The organism is Candidatus Nealsonbacteria bacterium, from assembly GCA_019923625.1.
In the GTDB taxonomy this organism is placed as follows: domain Bacteria; phylum Patescibacteriota; class Minisyncoccia; order Minisyncoccales; family RBG-13-42-11; genus JAHXGN01.
In genome coordinates this window covers 1-16288 of sequence record JAHXGN010000006.1, presented here as the reverse complement: position 1 = coordinate 16288, position 16288 = coordinate 1, and the positions used below count along the sequence as shown (strand labels likewise).

Genomic DNA, 16288 nt, shown 5'->3' with positions numbered 1-16288 from the left:
AAAACAGGGGCTACAGAGAAAAATAAAATGTAAATATGAAACGATGCTTAATCTATGATAAATCTTTGAGATTTTCTAAAGGTGCTATTGGAACTTTAGCCTTAGTTGCTTTTTTGATTCAAAATCACTGGTTGATTTTAGTAACCAGTTTTTCAATGGCTTTCGGAGTTTTTTCTATAAACTTCAATATTCTTTATCAATTTCACGTTTTGGTTTTAAGAAAGTTGCTAAAAGATAAATCGGAACCAATACAGAAAGAATCAGAAGAATTAAGGTTTGTCTCCGGTATGGGAGGAAGTCTCTTTTTTATTGGTTTTTTATTGCTCTATTTTGGAAAATTTGTTAGTTTTGCCTGGATTTTGATTTTAATAACATCTTTATTAACGTTTTTAGGTTGTTTTACTGCTGTTTGTGTAGCTGCCTCAATGTACGCTTTTTTAAAAAGATTTTTAAGCCCCGTTAGAAGCCTGTTTTTTAAGGAATAAGAATAATTTATCTCGCTAAAAGAAGACAATAGGTAAAGGTTCCTTAAACGCTTACAAAAATAATTTTGTGATACAAAATTATTTTTGCCCAAGGCTTCTAACGGGGTAAGAGATAAGAAATGGAAAAAAGTGAAAAAATTCAGAAGAAAAAAATAGGAGAGCAGGAATATCTTAACGAAAACTGCTGGTTGGTTAAAAACCTTAATTATTCCCCGGGTGAGCGTTGTCAGTACTGTGAATTAAAATTCTATAGTTGCCTGTTTTTTCAGTATGGAATAATCAGTTTGATTTTAGTTCTTTTTTTTCTGACCCTCTCTTTTTTAATTGATGGGGAGATTTCAAAATTGTTAGTTATCTCTATTTTTACTTTAGTCATTATTTACGGCTACTTTTTTAACAAGATCACGGACAATCTTATTCAAGCTNATTTTGTCCAAAGAAAAACCAATGAGGCATTAAAAGAATTAACTGAAACGCTTGAAGAGAAAGTAGATGAACAAACAAAGGAGATTAAGAAAGCATACGAGGAGCTGAAGGTCTTGGATAAAGCGAAGTCGGAGTTTATTGCGATTGCCTCTCATCAGTTGAGAACGCCTTTAACCGCTATGAAGGGTTATCTTTCAATGATTTTGGAAGGAAGTTACAATGGGGTTATTTCGGGCAAAATTAAGGAAAAGGTTGAAAATATTTATCAAAGCAATGAAAGATTAATAAATTTGGTCAATGACCTTTTAAATGTTTCCCGAATTGAAGCCGGGGCGATAAAATTGAAATTAGAAAAAACTTCCTTAGAAGAAACAATTAAAGAAGTAATTGAAGAAATAAAGATTGAAGCGGAAAAGAAAAATCTTTATTTAAGATATCAAGAGCCGGAAAAGCCCCTGCCCAACCTTCTTTTGGATAAGGAAAAAATAAAAGAAGTAATTTTGAATTTAATTGATAATGCTATAAAATATACTCAAAAGGGAGGAATAACTATTACGGCTGAAGTTCAAACCCCCAAACCTAAAAAAAGAGAGGAGATTCTTATTAAAATCAAAGACACGGGTGTTGGCTTAACCAAAGAAGAAATTGAGAAATTGTTTGAAAGTTTTTCCCGGAGCAAGGCCGGAACAACATTTCATATTGAAGGCGCGGGTTTGGGTCTTTATGTTGCCAGAAAATTCGTTGAAATGCACCAAGGGAAAGTTTGGGTCGAAAGCCAGGGAAAAGACAAGGGAAGCGCTTTTTACATAGAATTACCAATAAAATAAAACTTTTTAAATAATAATTTTCATAACAAAAATATGCCAAAAATTCTCATTATAGAAGATGAAAAGCCGGACTTAATTTTACTTGATATTTTACTGCCCAAAGAAAATGGAATTTTCTTTTTAAAAAAATGGAGGGAAAAGGAAGAATTTTCTTTGACTCCAATTATTGCTTTTTCAAATTACGATGACCAGGAAACGAAAAAAGAGGCGTTTCAATTTGGCGTCAAGACCTATTTAATTAAAACCAGTTTAACGCCGAAAGAATTGGTTGAAATAATAAAAAATTACCTAAAATGAAATAAGCTCGGCAACGAAGTTTCAGGGTACCGATAGTTCAAATTTCCAGCGAAATTTGACTATCTAAATTCTCGGGCTGTTGTCCCGACTTTGTCGGGAACCATGCCAACAGACCTGCGAAATTTACTCTGAAACTTATTGCCTCACTTTCAATGAAGCGGATTTTAAACAAAGAAACAATTAATTTTATCGGAGAAAGGGTGAAATTGGCCGGTTGGGTTCAGACAATCAGGTCTCACGGCAAAATTGTTTTTCTTGATTTAAGGGATAAAAGCGGAATTTTACAGATAGTCATAACCCCGGAAAATAAATCCTTATCCAAAATAGGCAAGCAACTGAAACCAGAATGGGTAATCTCGGTTATTGGCGAAATCAAAAAAAGGCCAAAAAAGATGATTAATCTTGAAACTGAAACCGGAAAAGTGGAATTGGAACCCTATCAAATAGAAATTCTTTCTCGGGCAAAAACCCTGCCTTTTCCAATTGACAGTCCTGGCTATGAAATAGGCGAGGAAACGAGATTAAGGTATCGCTATTTGGATTTAAGAAGAGAAAGAATGAGAAAAAACTTGGAAATTCGCCAGAAAGTAATTCATTTTATGAGAGAATTTTTAATCAAAGAAGGTTTTATTGAAGTAGAAACGCCAATCTTAACCAAATCAACGCCTGAAGGAGCCAGAGATTTTTTAGTTCCGGCAAGATTGCAGCCTGGCAAATTTTACGCCCTGCCCCAGAGCCCCCAGCAGTATAAACAACTTTTAATGCTGGCTGGCCTGGAAAAATATTTTCAAGTCGCCAGATGTTTCAGAGATGAAGATCCCAGAGCCGATCGCCAGGCCGAGCATACTCAATTAGATATAGAAATGTCCTTTATTAAACAAGAAGATATTTTAGATTTAATAGAAAGACTTTACACCAATCTGGTTAAAAAAATATTCCCGGAAAAAAAAATCACTAAAATTCCCTTTCCCAGAATTACTTATAAAGAGGCAATGGAAAAATATAAAATTGAAAAACCCGATTTGCGAAAAAATAAATCAAATCCTGATGAATTGGCTTTTTGCTTTATTACTGACTTTCCAATGTTCGAGTGGCACAAGGAGGAAAAGAGATGGGGGGCAATGCACCACCCTTTTACCCTCCCAAATTTTGGAAAACAAAACTTGGGAGGGCAAGCCAAAACCCTAAACGAAAGTATTAAGAAGATGAAGAAAAATCCTGAAAAAACTTTGGGCTGTCAATACGATTTTGTTTTAAATGGTTATGAAATTGGGGGAGGAAGTTTAAGGACGACCAATCTGGATATTTTGCTGGCTGTTTTTGAAGTTTTGGGACACAAAGAAAAAGAAGTCAAAAAACAATTTCATCACTATTTTGAAGCCTTTTCTTATGGCGTTCCGCCCCATGGCGGAATTGCTCCGGGAATTGACAGATTTTTAGCCGTGATTTTGAATGAGCCAAATATTAGAGAAGTAATGGCTTTCCCCAAAACCGGGGATAATCGTGATTTGATGATGAATTTGCCGGCCGAAGTTGCCCCGGAACAATTCCAGGAACTCCGTCTTAAAATCATAAAAAAGAAATAGAATGAGATTGAAATTTTTTTTAATTTTTTTTCTTTCTATTTTTGGTTTTGCCTTTTTCACCTGGGGAGCATTTTGGCTGGAAAAAGAGGTGGAAAATTTTTTCTATTGGCGGGAAATTTCCAAAGACCCCCAGCTTTTAATCGGCCAAATTTTCCCCGAATTAAAGGTTGAATCTTTAAAACCGTTTCGCAATTGGGAAATTGAAAATTTGGAAATTGGAGCAAAATCAGCTATTTCCGTTTTAGTTGATTCCAGAGGTAAGAAAAAAATTCTTTATCAAAAAAATATCGGGGAAGAATTAGCCATTGCCAGTTTAACTAAGATGATGTCAACCTTGATAGTTTTGGAAAATTACGACCTTTCTCAGAAAATCGAAATTAGTGAAAAAGCCAGCCGTCAACCAGGAGACCGCAATCCTTTACCGATTGGCAGAATTTTTTCCGTGAAATATTTGCTTTATCCCTTATTAATAGAATCGAGTAACGTAGCTGCTTTTGCTCTTTCTAATGATTATCAAGGAATGTCAGAAAAAAAATTTACGGAATTGATGAATCTGAAAGCTAAAGAATTAAACCTTCAAAAGACCCATTTTGTAAATGCCAGCGGTTTGGAGCCAACAAGCACTGATTTCAATTTTTCAACTGCCATAGATATGGTAAATTTAATCAAAGAATTATTAAAACACCCCTTGATTTGGCAAATTTCTTCTTTAAAACAGTATTCTCTTTATGGGCCTGAGTTAACCAATACCAATGAACTTTTGTTTGATCAATCCATTGACTGGCGGACTAAAATAATTGGCGGTAAAACTGGTTTTACCGAAAGAGCCGGCGGTTGCCTTCTTTTGGTTTTAAAAGCACCGGAAGACAACGGTTATTTAATAAATGTTATTTTGGGTTCTGAAAACAGATTTGGAGAAATGAAAAGAATTATCAATTGGATAAATCAGGCCTATATTTGGTGAGATGACGATTTTTACTTTTAATATAATCAGAATTTTAATTTTATCTGCCATTTCGATTGGCTTGGCTTTAATTTTAGCTTCATTCTTAATTAAATTTTTATATAAAATTAAATTTTGGAAAAAAGAAGCCAGAAGAAAAACTATTACCGGTGAAGAGGCAAAGGTTTTTTATTCTCTGCATAAAGATAGGGAAGTAACCGTTCCTCGGGGCGGGGGGTTAATAATTTGGTTCTCAGTTCTGATTGTTGTTTTTTTATTTTTTTTCTTATCTTATATTCAAGACCCCTGGTGGTTGGAAAAAATTAATTTTTTATCAAGAAAAGAAACATGGCTTCCGCTTTTTGCTTTGGTAGTCGGTTCTTTGATTGGTCTGGCAGATGATATTTTCACCGTCTACGGAAAAGGGAAATACGTCGGGGGAGGAATAACTTTTTCAAGAAGATTGATACTTATTGTTTTAATCGGCCTGATTGGCGGCTGGTGGTTTTATGATAAACTTGGCTGGAATACAATTTACATTCCCTTAATTTACAATTTTCCCGAAGGAATAAATCTGGCAATCGGATTTTGGTATATTCCCTTGTTTGTTTTTGTAATGATAGCTTCTTGGGCCGGAGGGGTAATTGATGGTTTAGACGGGTTAGCCGGCGGAGTTTTCGCTTCAATTTTTGGCGCTTTCACCATTATTGCCATTTCTCAAGGTAAGATGGATTTGGCTGTTTTTTGCGCTGTAATTTCAGGCGCTCTTTTTGCTTTTTTGTGGTTTAATATTCCGCCGGCCCGCTTTTATATGGGAGAGACCGGAACTTTGGGTCTAACCTCAACCATGGCGGTGGTCGCTTTTTTAACCGATTCGGTAGTTGTTTTGCCAATAATTGCTGGTATTATGGTAATTGAGGTGGGCTCAATAATTCTTCAGTTATTGTCTAAAAAATTCCGAAAAAAGAAAATTTGGCTTTCCACTCCGATTCATCACCATTTTGAAGCCAAAGGCTGGGCTCCGCATCAAATAGTGATGAGGTTTTGGATAATCAGTATTGTCTTTGCTATTTTAGGGGTGGCCATCCGCCTGTTGGGCTAAATTCAAAAATTAAAATGCCCCAAAGGAAGACAAGCTTCCTACGGGGCAAGCAAAATGCAAAAATACAATTCAAAATTCAAAAATTTAAGAAAGAGTTATCCAAAATTTATTTATGAAAAATATTTTTGGAAAATCTCTAAAAACAATTTAGAAGTCTTTTTTGATTTCAGAATTGAACCGGATGTTCAATTTCAGCCAAAAGTTGTTATTGAAAATATTAATAAAGAACAACTGGAAAAAATAGGGGATAGAACCTTAAATAATTTGGTCTTTCATCTTGGTTTAATCGAAATGGTCAGTTATTGGAAAGCAACCTGTTCGCCAATAATTGAAGTTCGGGCCGGCTGCTTAAATAAAGAGCAAATTAAATGGTGGAAAGATTTGATAATTCGGGGTATGGGCCAATTTTTTTACGAAAACAAAATCAATTTTCAAAAACCAAACTTCCTCAAAATCAAATCCGCTAATGTAACGAAGCAAGGCCTCGTTACATTTACCAAAAGGTTACAAAATCGGTATTTGGTGCCGGTGGGAGGAGGAAAGGACTCAATAGTAACAATAGAATTGCTTAAAAAAACTGAAAAAGATAGCCGATGTTTTTCTTTAAATCCAACAGAAGCTGCTTTAAAAATAATGAAAATCGGCGGTTGCCAGAAACCGATTGTTGTCATGCGAAAAATTGACGAAAAATTATTAGAGTTAAATCAACAAGGATTTTTAAACGGCCACACTCCTTTTTCAGCTTATTTGGCTTTTTTAAGCATTTTGGCAGCCGTAATTTTTGATTACAAACACATTGCTTTTTCCAACGAAAGAAGTTCAAACGAAGGCAATCTAAAGTATCTCGGCCGAATAATCAACCATCAATGGTCAAAAAGTTTTGAATTTGAAAAAAAATTCAGAGAATACTCAAAAAAATATCTGACCAAAGATGTAGAGTATTTCAGTTTTTTGCGGCCCCTTTACGAAATTCAGATAGCAAAATTATTCTCAAAATATCCTAAATATTTTAATGTTTTTTTAAGCTGCAACCAGGCCTATAAAACTGCTTCCGGAACTAAAAAACCCCTTAAAACATGGTGCGGCAAATGCTCAAAATGCTTGTTTGTTTTTACAATTTTATATCCATTTTTAAAAGAAAGGGATTTGCTGAAAATTTTTAGAAAAAATTTATTCAACGAGAAAAAACTTTTGCCGATAATGCGGCAACTGATAGGTAAGGAGGGGTTTAAACCCTTTGAATGCGTCGGCACCAAAAAAGAGAGTTTGGTCGCCCTCTATCTTTCCTATAAAAAATGGAAAAGCGCCAATTGTCAAGGCAGGGAATTACCTTTTCTATTAAAATACTTTAAAGATGAAATATTAAAATGAAATTAGCGGAATTAAAAAACAAACGAATTTTGATTTTGGGATTTGCCAGAGAAGGAGTGGATAATTTTAGATTTTTAAGGAAGGTTTTTCCCGATAAAACTTTAGGGGTAGGGGATAGACTAAAAATTTCAAATTTCAAATTTCAAATTTCAAATTTAATAAAAAAAGATAAAAAACTCAAGCTGCATTTGGGGAGAAATTATCTCAAATCCCTCAAAAATTATGATTTAATAATTAAGTCGCCCGGAATTCCGCCAAAAACAATAAAACCTTTTTTAAAAAAGGGGCAAATTGTAACTTCCCAAACAGAAATTTTTTTTGAAAATTGCCCGGGAAAAATCATCGGCGTGGCCGGCACCAAAGGAAAAAGCACGACCGCTTCTCTTATCTATAAAATACTTAAACAAGGAGGTTATAAAGCCCATTTGGTTGGCAATATCGGCAAACCGGTCTTGTCGCTTTTGTCTTCGGCTACCCGAGCGTTAGCGAAGGGTGGAGATGAATCTTTAGATTCATCTGCTAGCCAAAAAGACATTTATGTTTATGAAATTTCCAGCCATCAGTTAATGAATTTGAAAAAGGGGCCGGCCGTGGCAATTTTGTTGAATATCTATCCCGACCATCTTGATTATTACAAGAATTTTAAAGAATATGCCAAATCGGAACAAAAAATCGCTCATTATCTGACAAAAGATGATTATTTAATTTTTAATCCTGCTGATAAGCTGGTTTTAGAGGCGGCTAAAGTTTCCAAAGCCAAAAAAATTCCTATTAATCCAAAAATTGTTGAAAAATTTATTAAAATCAAAGATATTCCCCTGGAAGGCAAATTTTATTTTTTAAATATAGCCGCCGCTATTGAGGTCGGAAAAATTTTTGAAATCCCGGCAGAAAAAATAAAAAAAGCGATTAAAGAATTTAAATCTCCTCCTCATCGTCTGGAATTGGTAGGGGAGTATCAAGGAATTAAATTTTACAATGCTTCTTTGGCCGTAATACCGGAAACGACAATCGCCATAATGGAGGGCTTGGGAGAAAAAGTCCAAACAATTTTTCTTGGCGGTTTTGATAGAGACCTTAATTATCAAGAATTGGCTCAAAAAATTTTAAAAAGCAAAATTAAAACAATAATTTTATTTCCAACCTCAGGAGAAAAAATCTGGCGGGAAATTGAAAAAAAAGCCCAAAAAAACAAGAATAGAAATTTGCCTCGCCATTTTTTTGTTGATAGGGCGAAGAGTACTTCGTCCTCTTCTTCCCCTAGGGCGAAGAGTACTTCGTCCTCTTCTTCCCCTAGGGCGAAGAGTACTTCGTCCTCTTCTTCCCCTTCGCCTCGCTACGGCGCGGCTCAGTATATGAAAGAAGGGGTAAGAATAGCTTACCAATTTACCGAAAAAGGGAAAATTTGTCTTTTGGCTCCGGCTTCAGCCAGCTTTGGACTTTTTAAAGACTATCGGGAAAGGGGAAATTTATTTAAGAAATATGTTAAAAAATCGCCCTAATTATATTTTAATTGCGACTGTTTTTCTTTTGTTGTTGTTGGGAATTTTAATTTTAGCCAGCGCTTCGGCTCCTCTTTCTCAAATGAGATTTGGAAATACTTTTCATTTTTTAAATCGTCAGGTTTTTAATTTAGGTCCGGGCCTGATTTTGGCATTTTTAGCTTTTATAATTCCTCTTAGTTTTTGGAAAAAGTTTATTTTCCCCCTTCTTTTAATAAATTTGGTTTTTTTGGCAATGGTTTTTATTCCCGGAATTGGAATAGAAATAGGGGGAGCGAAAAGATGGATAGATTTGGGCATAATAACCTTCCAACCAGCTGAATTTTTAAAATTAACTTTTATTGTTTATTTAGCCGCTTGGCTAGCCAATCGAACGGAAAAAGTTAAGTCAAATTTACGTTTCGGTCAAAATCTTATTGTTTTTTTGATAATCATCGGCACAATAGCTTTGTTTTTTTTCTTTCAGCCCAATATTGGTACTTTTGGAATAATCGCTTTAACCGCCTTTTTTATGTATTTTGCGGCTGCTACCCCTGTTTGGCATAGCATTTTTATGATTTTTTTGGGTTTAAGCGCTTTTTTTATTTTAATTAAGGTTGCCCCTTATCGCCTTGAACGTCTTTTAGTTTTTCTTAACCCGGGAACAGATCCCCTGGGTATGGGTTATCATATAAAACAGTCATTAATTGCCATTGGTTCGGGAGGAATTGCCGGTCTGGGCTTGGGAATGTCGGTTCAAAAATTTGGTTTTTTACCGGCTTCCTTAACCGATTCAATTTTTGCTGTTTTTGCCGAGGAAACCGGATTTATCGGCGTCTTTATTTTAATTGCCCTTTTTTTAATATTTTTTTGGCAGGGCTGGAAAATTGCCAAAAATTCTCGGGATAAATTCTGCCAACTAACCGCTTTAGGAATAAGCTCCTGGATTATCATTCAGGCCTTTGTTAACATTTGTTCAATGGTCGGTCTTTTACCCTTGACCGGGATTCCGCTACCCTTCATTAGTTACGGAGGGTCTCATTTAATTGCCGAACTAATCGGGGTAGGAATATTGTTAAATATATCAAAACAATGAAAATTTTATTTACCGGCGGCGGTACAGCCGGCCATATTTTACCAATAATCGCCATAGTCAGGGAAATAAAAAAAGTCCAAGAATCAAGAGGAAAAACCCTCGGCAAAAAAGAAATTCGCTTTTTTTATCTTGGTCCAAAAGATGAATTTGGCAAAACCTTACTTTTTCAGGAAGGAATAAAAGTAAAAGAAATTTTGGCTGGCAAAATTAGACGGTATTTTAGCTTATCGGGTTTTTTTAAAAATATTATTGATATCTTATTTAAAATTCCGATTGGTTTTTTTCAATCCTTTTTTTATATTTTCTTTTTGGCTCCCGACCTTATTTTCAGCAAAGGGGGTTATGGTTCTTATCCGGTGGTTTTGGCTGGCCGAGTTTTAAGCGTGCCAATTTTTCTTCACGAATCAGATTCAATTCCCGGTCTTTCCAATAGGTCTTTAAGTAAATTTGCTTTAGAGATTTTTGTTTCTTTTCCGGTTGAAGAGATGAAATATTTCCCTCGGCAAAAAATGATTTCGGTCGGCAATCCCATCCGGCAAGAAATCCTGGAAGGTAAAAAAGAAGAAGCCCAAAAATTATTCAATTTAACCATGGAAAAACCAATTATTCTGATTCTGGGCGGTTCTCAAGGCGCTCAGAGAATTAACGACAGGATTTTGGAAGTTTTACCCGAGCTTTTGGAAAATTTTGAAATTTTACATCAAGTCGGAAAGAGAAATTATGACCAGATAAAATCTGAAGTTAAATTAATTTTGGGAGAAGGATTAAAAAAATATTACCACTTCTTTCCTTTTTTGAATGAAGAGCAATTAAAGTCAGCTTTTGCCGCTTGCGATATTATTGTCAGTCGGGCAGGGTCGGGCGTCATTTTTGAGATTGCCGCCCTTGGAAAACCGGCATTTTTAATTCCTTTGGCTGAATCTTCTCAAGGACACCAGATTAAAAACGCTTATCTTTACGCTCAAACTGGCGCTTGTTCAGTTCTGGAAGAAGCTAATTTTACTCCCCGTTTTTTCTTAGAAAAACTGAAATATCTAATTTCTCAACAACCCCTTGAATTAGAAAAAATGAAAAAAGCAGCCAAAGAATTTGCCAAACCAAAAGCGGGCAGAATGATTGCTGAATATATTATTGAATATTTAACCCCGTTAGAAATTTAAAAAACCAACTTCTTTAAAACAAAGGTAGGCGTGTAAAATTTCTAACGGGGCAAAAACATGGAAGAAAAATTTAAATTTATGAAACCGGGCGAGGTTAGAACCAGATTTGCCCCTGCTCCGACCGGCTTTTTGCATATCGGAAGCGGCAGGACATCTCTTTTTAATTATCTTTTTGCCAAAAAACATCAGGGAGTTTTTGTTTTAAGGATTGAAGATACCGATATTGAGCGGTCCAAGAAAGAATTTGAAGAAGATATCATTAACAATTTAAAATGGCTTGGAATTGAATGGGATGAGGGCCCGGACATTGGCGGAGATTACGGACCATACCGACAAAGTGAAAGATTAAACATCTATGCTAAATATTTGGAAAAACTTCTTGAAGAGGGTAAGGCCTATTATTGTTTTTGCCCTGAACAAGAATTGGAAGCTCAAAAACAATATAGATTATCAATTGGAGAAGCGCCTCGTTACTCGGGAAAATGCTCTCAACTCTCACAAAAAGAAATTAAAAAACACTTAAAACAGGGCAAGTCCTCGGTTATCAGATTCAGGGTTTTGCCAAAAAAAATAAAGTTTATTGATTTAATCAGGGGCGATATTGAGTTTGACAGTAGTTTTTTTGGCGATATCGTCATTTCTAAAAACCTATTGACTCCTTTATATAATTTTGCCTGCGTAGTTGATGATTTTGAAATGAAAATTTCTCACATTCTACGGGGAGAAGAACATATTTCTAATACTCCCAAGCAAATTTTAATTCAAGAAGCCCTGGACTTTCCTCAAATTAAATATGCTCATTTTCCTTTAATTTTAGCTCCTGATAGAAGTAAATTGAGTAAAAGATACGGCGCGGTATCTATTGCCGATTATAAAAAAACCGGTTATTTACCTGAAGCTCTGATTAATTTTATGGTTTTTTTGGGCTGGAATCCGGGCGATGAAAGAGAAATTTTTTCCCTAAAGCTCTTAACAAAAGAATTTTTTTTAGAGGGAGTCCAAAAAGGAGGAGCGGTTTTTAATATTCAAAAATTAGATTTTTTAAACGGTTTTTATATTCGTCAACGCTCGGTTGAAAAATTAACCGAACTCTGTCTTCCTTATTTAATTAAGTCGGGCTTAATTGAGCAAATAGAAAATAATCCCGGAAATCCGGAAGATTTAAAGATTTTCAAAGAAGAAAAACCAAAATATAAAATAAAAAAAACCGGTCAAGAAATCTCTCAAGAAAAATTGGAAAAAATTATTTCTCTTTATCAAAAAAGATTAAAAAAATTATCCGAAATTATTGACTTGACAGATTTTTTCTTTAATGATAAATTAGAAGTCGATGAATCTAAAGATTCATCTCCACCCTTCGCTAACGCTCGGGTATATGATAAAAATTTATTAAGGTGGCGAGAAATGGCCGATAATGAGATTAAAACTGCCCTTGACAAATTAGAAAAAATATTATCTAAAATAGAAACTGACGATTGGAGCAAAGAAAATTTAGAAAAAACATTGATGCCAGAAGCAGATAAATTTTCAAAAGAAATAGCGAAAAAAGCAGGCTTGCCCGCCGAAGCTTTAGCGAAGGCGGGGGATAGGGGATATCTTTTGTGGCCCCTGAGAGTAGCCCTGACCGGAAAAGAGGCCTCGGCCGGACCCTTTGAGATAGCCGAGATATTAGGAAAAGAAAAAACATTGAAAAGAATTATCAAAGCAAAAGAGAAATTATGAAACCCCGTTAGAAATTACCAAATTAACGGGGCTTACAATATAAATTATTATGATACTCAAGACAAATCAAATTTCTAACGGGGTGAAACACGGCTTAATAATATTAATAATGGTTGGGCTCTGGTTGCCAATTTTAACTTTTGCTCAGACTCAGCCGCTCTCGCCGCCGGAAACCTTAGAAGAAGCAAAAGAGATAGGGGAGAGAGCTCTTGAAACGATTCCAAAAGAGTTACCGGGGATTTTGGAGAGAATCTGGAAAGAGGAAGTATTGCCTATCTGGCAAAAAATGTATGACTGGTTTATGGCTAACATTTGGCCAAAAATTAAGGGCTGGTTCAAAGAAGAAGTTGAACCCCGGGCTAAAGAAGAAATAGAAAAAAGAAAAGAAATCATTGAAGAAGGGCTGGAAAGAGAAAAAGGGGAATTAAAAAAAGAAATCAAAGAAGAGATTATCCCATCTCTCTGGGAAAGGTTTAAGGGGTTGATTAAGTAATTTGAAGTAGCATATTACGATTATTAGGGTAAAGTCTGAAAAACGGACCTATTTGTTCGTAATTTAGCTTAAAGCATCAGAAGCTCAGCAATCAAGTTTCAAGTCACCGGCTGTTAAAATCCCAGCGAGATTTTACAGCCTGCGTTCTCGGCTTGTTGTCCCTCACTTTGTTCGGGAACCATGCCAACAAGCCTGCGAAAGCTGCCTTGAAACTTATTGCCTCACTTCTGAAATCGGTCCGGGAAATCGAACTTTACCCTAATATATATATGATTAAAAACAGTTGCCTATTTTGTAAAATTGTAAAAGGAGAAATTGATTGCGCTAAAATTTGGGAAGATAATGAGTTTCTGGCAATTTTAGATATAATGCCAAACACAAAAGGAATGACATTGGTTTTAACAAAGAAACATTATGATTCTTATGCTTTTGAAATGCCAAATAATGTTTATCAAAAATTTATGTTGGCATCAAAAAAGGTTGCCAAAATTCTTGAAAAGAGTTTTAGAATAAAACGGGTGGCAATGGTAATGGAGGGCATGGGAATTAACCATGCCCATATTAAACTTTACCCATTACATGGAGTAGCCGAAAAATTCAAAGAAATGTCGGCAAAAAAGACAATATTTTTTGATAAATATGAGGGATATATTTCAACTCAGTTGGGTCCAAAAGCAAAACTTTCCGAGCTGAAAAAATTGGCAGAACGAATTAAAAATAAAAGATAAAATCATATTCAATGTTTAACTTTTTCAGAAAAAAGAAAAAAGAACCAGAAAACCTGAACCAGATTTTAACTCGCTTTAATCAATTAGAAACAAATTTCGAAAAAATTTCCCAAGAATTGGAAAAATTAAAGAAAGAAAACTTATTTGATATCAAAAAAGTAGGAATGGTCAGATTTAATCCTTTTCAAGAAATAGGGGGAAATCAAAGCTTTTCTTTAGTTTTTTTAGACGGAAATGATAATGGGGTGGTTATTACCAGTTTATACACCAGAGAAGGAAACAGGGTCTACGGAAAACCAATCAAAAATGGAAAATCAGAATATTCTTTATCAAAAGAAGAAGAAAAGGCAATAGAAAAAGCCAAAGAAACTAAAAGTGTTCAATAAATTTTTAATTTATTTCAATTTTTTATGCTTCAAGGAAAAAAGCCAAATTCAACTAATTTCAACAACAACAAAGAACAGATAACCAAACCACCGGTCGTGGTCGTTTTAGGCCATATTGATCATGGAAAAACCAGCTTATTATTAGCAATTCGCAATCTTCAATTTACCGGGGAAAAACCGGGAGGCATAATTACTCAACACATTGGCGCTTATCAAATTAAAAAAAACGAAAAAAAAATTACTTTTATTGATACCCCGGGCCATGAGGCCTTTTCCGCTTTAAGGGCTCGGGGAGCAAAAATAGCCGACATTGCTGTTTTGGTCGTAGATAGTTGTGAAGGACCGAAAGAACAAACCAAAGAGGCAATTTCCCAAGCTAAATTAGCTGGCATTCCCATTATTGTTGCTTTAAATAAAATTGATAAACCCCAAACCAATCCGGAAAAAACCAAAAGGGAATTAGCCCAATTAGATATTTTGGTTGAGGGTTTGGGGGGAAAAATACCTTCAATTATGGTTTCAGCCAAAACCGGCCAAGGGATACAAGACCTTTTGGAATTAATATTATTGGTGGCTGAAATGGAAGAACTAAAAGCCCCCATTTCAAAACCAGCCAAAGGTATTATTATTGAATCTTATTTAGATAACAAAAGAGGACCGGTTGCCACTTTAATTTTAAATCAAGGAATTTTAAAAAGAGAAGATGTTGTCGGGACAAGTTCTTGCTTTGGCAAAATAAAAATCTTGGAAGATTTTAAAGGAAAGATTATTTTAGAGGTTTTACCTGGCGATCCGGCTGTGGTTGTTGGTTTTCAAGAGGTTGCCAAAGCCGGAGAAAATTTTCAGACCTTTGAAAACATTGAAACCGCCCAAAATTACTTAGAGAAAAAAGAACAAAAAGTTTCCGAGGTCTTAGAAATTTTACCCGAGCAAAAAGTTTGGAATTTAATTTTAAAAGCAGATGTTTTGGGTTCTTTGGAGGCAATTGAAAATATTTTGAAAGAATTTCCCAAAAAAGAAATTGTCTTAAGGATTTTAAAATCTGAAGTTGGTCAGATAAATGAAAATGATATTAAATTAGCCAAAAGTGCCAAAGCCAGAATTTTGGGCTTTAGAGTGAAAGCCAACCCTATTATTAAAAATTTAGCCGAAAGGGAGAAAATAAAAATAATAACTTTTGAGGTGATTTACGAACTGGTTGAGGGAGTTAGAAATTTAATAGAAAAAATGACAAAGCCGACAATAATCAGGACCGATTTGGGAAAAATGAAAGCCCTGATTATTTTTTTAACCGAAAAGAACCGCCAAATTATTGGCGGAAAGGTTATAGAGGGCAAAATAAAAAAAGGGACACTGCTTGAGATTTTTAGAAATGAAGAAAAAATAGGACAAGGTAAAATGGTCAATCTTCAGAAAAATAAAAAAGATGCCGAGATTGTCCCCAAGGGAGAAGAAGCGGGAATATTATTTGAAGGAGAAACAAAGGTTCAGGAAAATGATATTTTGTTAAGTTATGAATTTACGTCTTCAAAAGATTAATCAACTTTTAAGGAAAGAAATATCCCAAATTATTTTGCGAGAAATGGAATTTCCTCCGGGAGTTTTGGCAACCGTTACCCGAGCTGAGGCCTCGGTTGATTTTTATCGGGCGAAAATATATATAAGCGTTATTCCCGAAGAACAATCACATAAAATTTTCCGAATTTTAAATAGAGAAATTTATCATCTTCAGCAAATTCTTAATAAACGTCTAAAAATAAAAATAATTCCAAGGATAGAATTTATCAAAGAAGAAAAAACTTTTCAAGCCGGTCAAATTGAGGAAATTCTCGGAAAATTGAAAAAAGAAGAAAAATAAGATAGAATACTGTATTTAAACAGATAAAACTTTTGGCCGCGTAGCCAAGTAGCCTAAGGCGGGGGACTGCAAATCCTCTAACGCGAGTGCAAATCTCGCCGCGGCCTTAAAAATTGAGCCTTATTGCCCGGGTGGTGGAATGGTATACACGCAAGACTTAAAATCTTGTGAGAGCAATCTCTTGTGGGTTCGAGTCCCACCTCGGGCACCACCGAGAAAAAGTCAACGATTTGTGGGTCGCCTCGCTTCGCTCGACGACCAAATCATAAGGAATTTTGGGCGAAAATTTGAATTGGCGGTTTTCTGTTTTGGGAAAAGAAAATTTTT

At 35.1% G+C, this 16288-nt stretch carries 16 protein-coding genes and 2 tRNA genes; all 18 read left to right on the top strand.

Going from position 1 to position 16288, the window contains the following annotated elements; translation table 11 throughout:
• Window positions 1–35 precede the first annotated feature (35 nt).
• The gene (locus KY055_01275; protein ID MBZ1345259.1) at window positions 36–485 is read left to right on the top strand and encodes a DUF4395 domain-containing protein; all 450 of its coding nucleotides are present in this window, start codon (window positions 36–38) and stop codon (window positions 483–485) included.
• Between the two features lie 653 nt (window positions 486–1138).
• A complete protein-coding gene (locus KY055_01270) occupies window positions 1139–1738 on the top strand; it encodes a HAMP domain-containing histidine kinase (protein MBZ1345258.1) in 600 nt (199 codons plus the stop codon).
• A gap of 33 nt (window positions 1739–1771) precedes the next feature.
• Complete coding sequence (locus KY055_01265; GenBank protein ID MBZ1345257.1) at window positions 1772–2035, top strand: response regulator; 264 nt, start codon at window positions 1772–1774, stop codon at window positions 2033–2035.
• A gap of 152 nt (window positions 2036–2187) precedes the next feature.
• The gene (gene aspS, locus KY055_01260) at window positions 2188–3621 is read left to right on the top strand and encodes an aspartate--tRNA ligase (protein ID MBZ1345256.1); all 1434 of its coding nucleotides are present in this window, start codon (window positions 2188–2190) and stop codon (window positions 3619–3621) included.
• Between the two features lies 1 nt (window position 3622).
• Complete coding sequence (locus KY055_01255) at window positions 3623–4585, top strand: hypothetical protein (protein ID MBZ1345255.1); 963 nt, start codon at window positions 3623–3625, stop codon at window positions 4583–4585.
• 1 nt (window position 4586) lies between these two features.
• The gene (locus KY055_01250) at window positions 4587–5666 is read left to right on the top strand and encodes a hypothetical protein (protein ID MBZ1345254.1); all 1080 of its coding nucleotides are present in this window, start codon (window positions 4587–4589) and stop codon (window positions 5664–5666) included.
• Between the two features lie 54 nt (window positions 5667–5720).
• Complete coding sequence (locus KY055_01245; GenBank protein ID MBZ1345253.1) at window positions 5721–7037, top strand: hypothetical protein; 1317 nt, start codon at window positions 5721–5723, stop codon at window positions 7035–7037.
• Window positions 7034–8539, top strand: coding sequence for a UDP-N-acetylmuramoyl-L-alanine--D-glutamate ligase (gene murD / locus KY055_01240; protein MBZ1345252.1), 1506 nt, complete (start codon window positions 7034–7036; stop codon window positions 8537–8539). Before KY055_01245 ends, murD begins: the two co-directional genes overlap by 4 nt.
• Entirely contained in the window at window positions 8520–9614 is a 1095-nt protein-coding gene (gene ftsW / locus KY055_01235) for a putative lipid II flippase FtsW (GenBank protein ID MBZ1345251.1), read from the top strand. The genes murD and ftsW overlap by 20 nt, the downstream gene beginning before the upstream one ends.
• Entirely contained in the window at window positions 9611–10774 is a 1164-nt protein-coding gene (locus tag KY055_01230) for a UDP-N-acetylglucosamine--N-acetylmuramyl-(pentapeptide) pyrophosphoryl-undecaprenol N-acetylglucosamine transferase (protein MBZ1345250.1), read from the top strand. The genes ftsW and KY055_01230 overlap by 4 nt, the downstream gene beginning before the upstream one ends.
• A 78-nt stretch (window positions 10775–10852) precedes the next feature.
• Window positions 10853–12496, top strand: a complete 1644-nt coding sequence (gene gltX, locus KY055_01225; protein ID MBZ1345249.1) for a glutamate--tRNA ligase — start codon at window positions 10853–10855, stop codon at window positions 12494–12496.
• Window positions 12497–12545: 49 nt separating this feature from the next.
• Entirely contained in the window at window positions 12546–12989 is a 444-nt protein-coding gene (locus KY055_01220) for a hypothetical protein (GenBank protein ID MBZ1345248.1), read from the top strand.
• Between the two features lie 269 nt (window positions 12990–13258).
• Window positions 13259–13717: an HIT domain-containing protein gene (locus KY055_01215; GenBank protein ID MBZ1345247.1), complete on the top strand. Its 459-nt coding sequence runs from the start codon at window positions 13259–13261 to the stop codon at window positions 13715–13717.
• 11 nt (window positions 13718–13728) lie between these two features.
• Window positions 13729–14103 (top strand): DUF4446 family protein, encoded by a 375-nt coding sequence (locus KY055_01210; GenBank protein ID MBZ1345246.1) that lies wholly within the window; start codon window positions 13729–13731, stop codon window positions 14101–14103.
• Between the two features lie 24 nt (window positions 14104–14127).
• Window positions 14128–15642 carry a translation initiation factor IF-2 gene (infB, locus tag KY055_01205; protein MBZ1345245.1) on the top strand — a complete coding sequence of 505 codons (1515 nt, stop codon included), beginning with the start codon at window positions 14128–14130 and terminating at the stop codon, window positions 15640–15642.
• The gene (gene rbfA / locus KY055_01200; GenBank protein MBZ1345244.1) at window positions 15617–15961 is read left to right on the top strand and encodes a 30S ribosome-binding factor RbfA; all 345 of its coding nucleotides are present in this window, start codon (window positions 15617–15619) and stop codon (window positions 15959–15961) included. The genes infB and rbfA overlap by 26 nt, the downstream gene beginning before the upstream one ends.
• Before the next feature lie 34 nt (window positions 15962–15995).
• A tRNA-Cys gene (locus KY055_01195) sits at window positions 15996–16068 on the top strand.
• Window positions 16069–16086: 18 nt separating this feature from the next.
• Window positions 16087–16172 (top strand) — tRNA-Leu (locus KY055_01190).
• The last annotated feature ends 116 nt before the right edge of the window (window positions 16173–16288 follow it).

What these genes read in the sequence shown, in the direction of transcription:
- KY055_01275 (MBZ1345259.1), top strand. Translation starts at nt 36, where the DNA reads ATGAAACGATGCTTAATCTATGATAAATCTTTGAGATTTTCTAAAGGT.
- KY055_01265 (MBZ1345257.1), top strand. Translation starts at nt 1,772, where the DNA reads ATGCCAAAAATTCTCATTATAGAAGATGAAAAGCCGGACTTAATTTTA.
- aspS (MBZ1345256.1), top strand. Translation starts at nt 2,188, where the DNA reads ATGAAGCGGATTTTAAACAAAGAAACAATTAATTTTATCGGAGAAAGG.
- KY055_01255 (MBZ1345255.1), top strand. Translation starts at nt 3,623, where the DNA reads ATGAGATTGAAATTTTTTTTAATTTTTTTTCTTTCTATTTTTGGTTTT.
- KY055_01250 (MBZ1345254.1), top strand. Translation starts at nt 4,587, where the DNA reads ATGACGATTTTTACTTTTAATATAATCAGAATTTTAATTTTATCTGCC.
- KY055_01245 (MBZ1345253.1), top strand. Translation starts at nt 5,721, where the DNA reads ATGCAAAAATACAATTCAAAATTCAAAAATTTAAGAAAGAGTTATCCA.
- murD (MBZ1345252.1), top strand. Translation starts at nt 7,034, where the DNA reads ATGAAATTAGCGGAATTAAAAAACAAACGAATTTTGATTTTGGGATTT.
- ftsW (MBZ1345251.1), top strand. Translation starts at nt 8,520, where the DNA reads ATGTTAAAAAATCGCCCTAATTATATTTTAATTGCGACTGTTTTTCTT.
- KY055_01230 (MBZ1345250.1), top strand. Translation starts at nt 9,611, where the DNA reads ATGAAAATTTTATTTACCGGCGGCGGTACAGCCGGCCATATTTTACCA.
- gltX (MBZ1345249.1), top strand. Translation starts at nt 10,853, where the DNA reads ATGAAACCGGGCGAGGTTAGAACCAGATTTGCCCCTGCTCCGACCGGC.
- KY055_01220 (MBZ1345248.1), top strand. Translation starts at nt 12,546, where the DNA reads ATGATACTCAAGACAAATCAAATTTCTAACGGGGTGAAACACGGCTTA.
- KY055_01215 (MBZ1345247.1), top strand. Translation starts at nt 13,259, where the DNA reads ATGATTAAAAACAGTTGCCTATTTTGTAAAATTGTAAAAGGAGAAATT.
- KY055_01210 (MBZ1345246.1), top strand. Translation starts at nt 13,729, where the DNA reads ATGTTTAACTTTTTCAGAAAAAAGAAAAAAGAACCAGAAAACCTGAAC.
- infB (MBZ1345245.1), top strand. Translation starts at nt 14,128, where the DNA reads ATGCTTCAAGGAAAAAAGCCAAATTCAACTAATTTCAACAACAACAAA.
- rbfA (MBZ1345244.1), top strand. Translation starts at nt 15,617, where the DNA reads ATGAATTTACGTCTTCAAAAGATTAATCAACTTTTAAGGAAAGAAATA.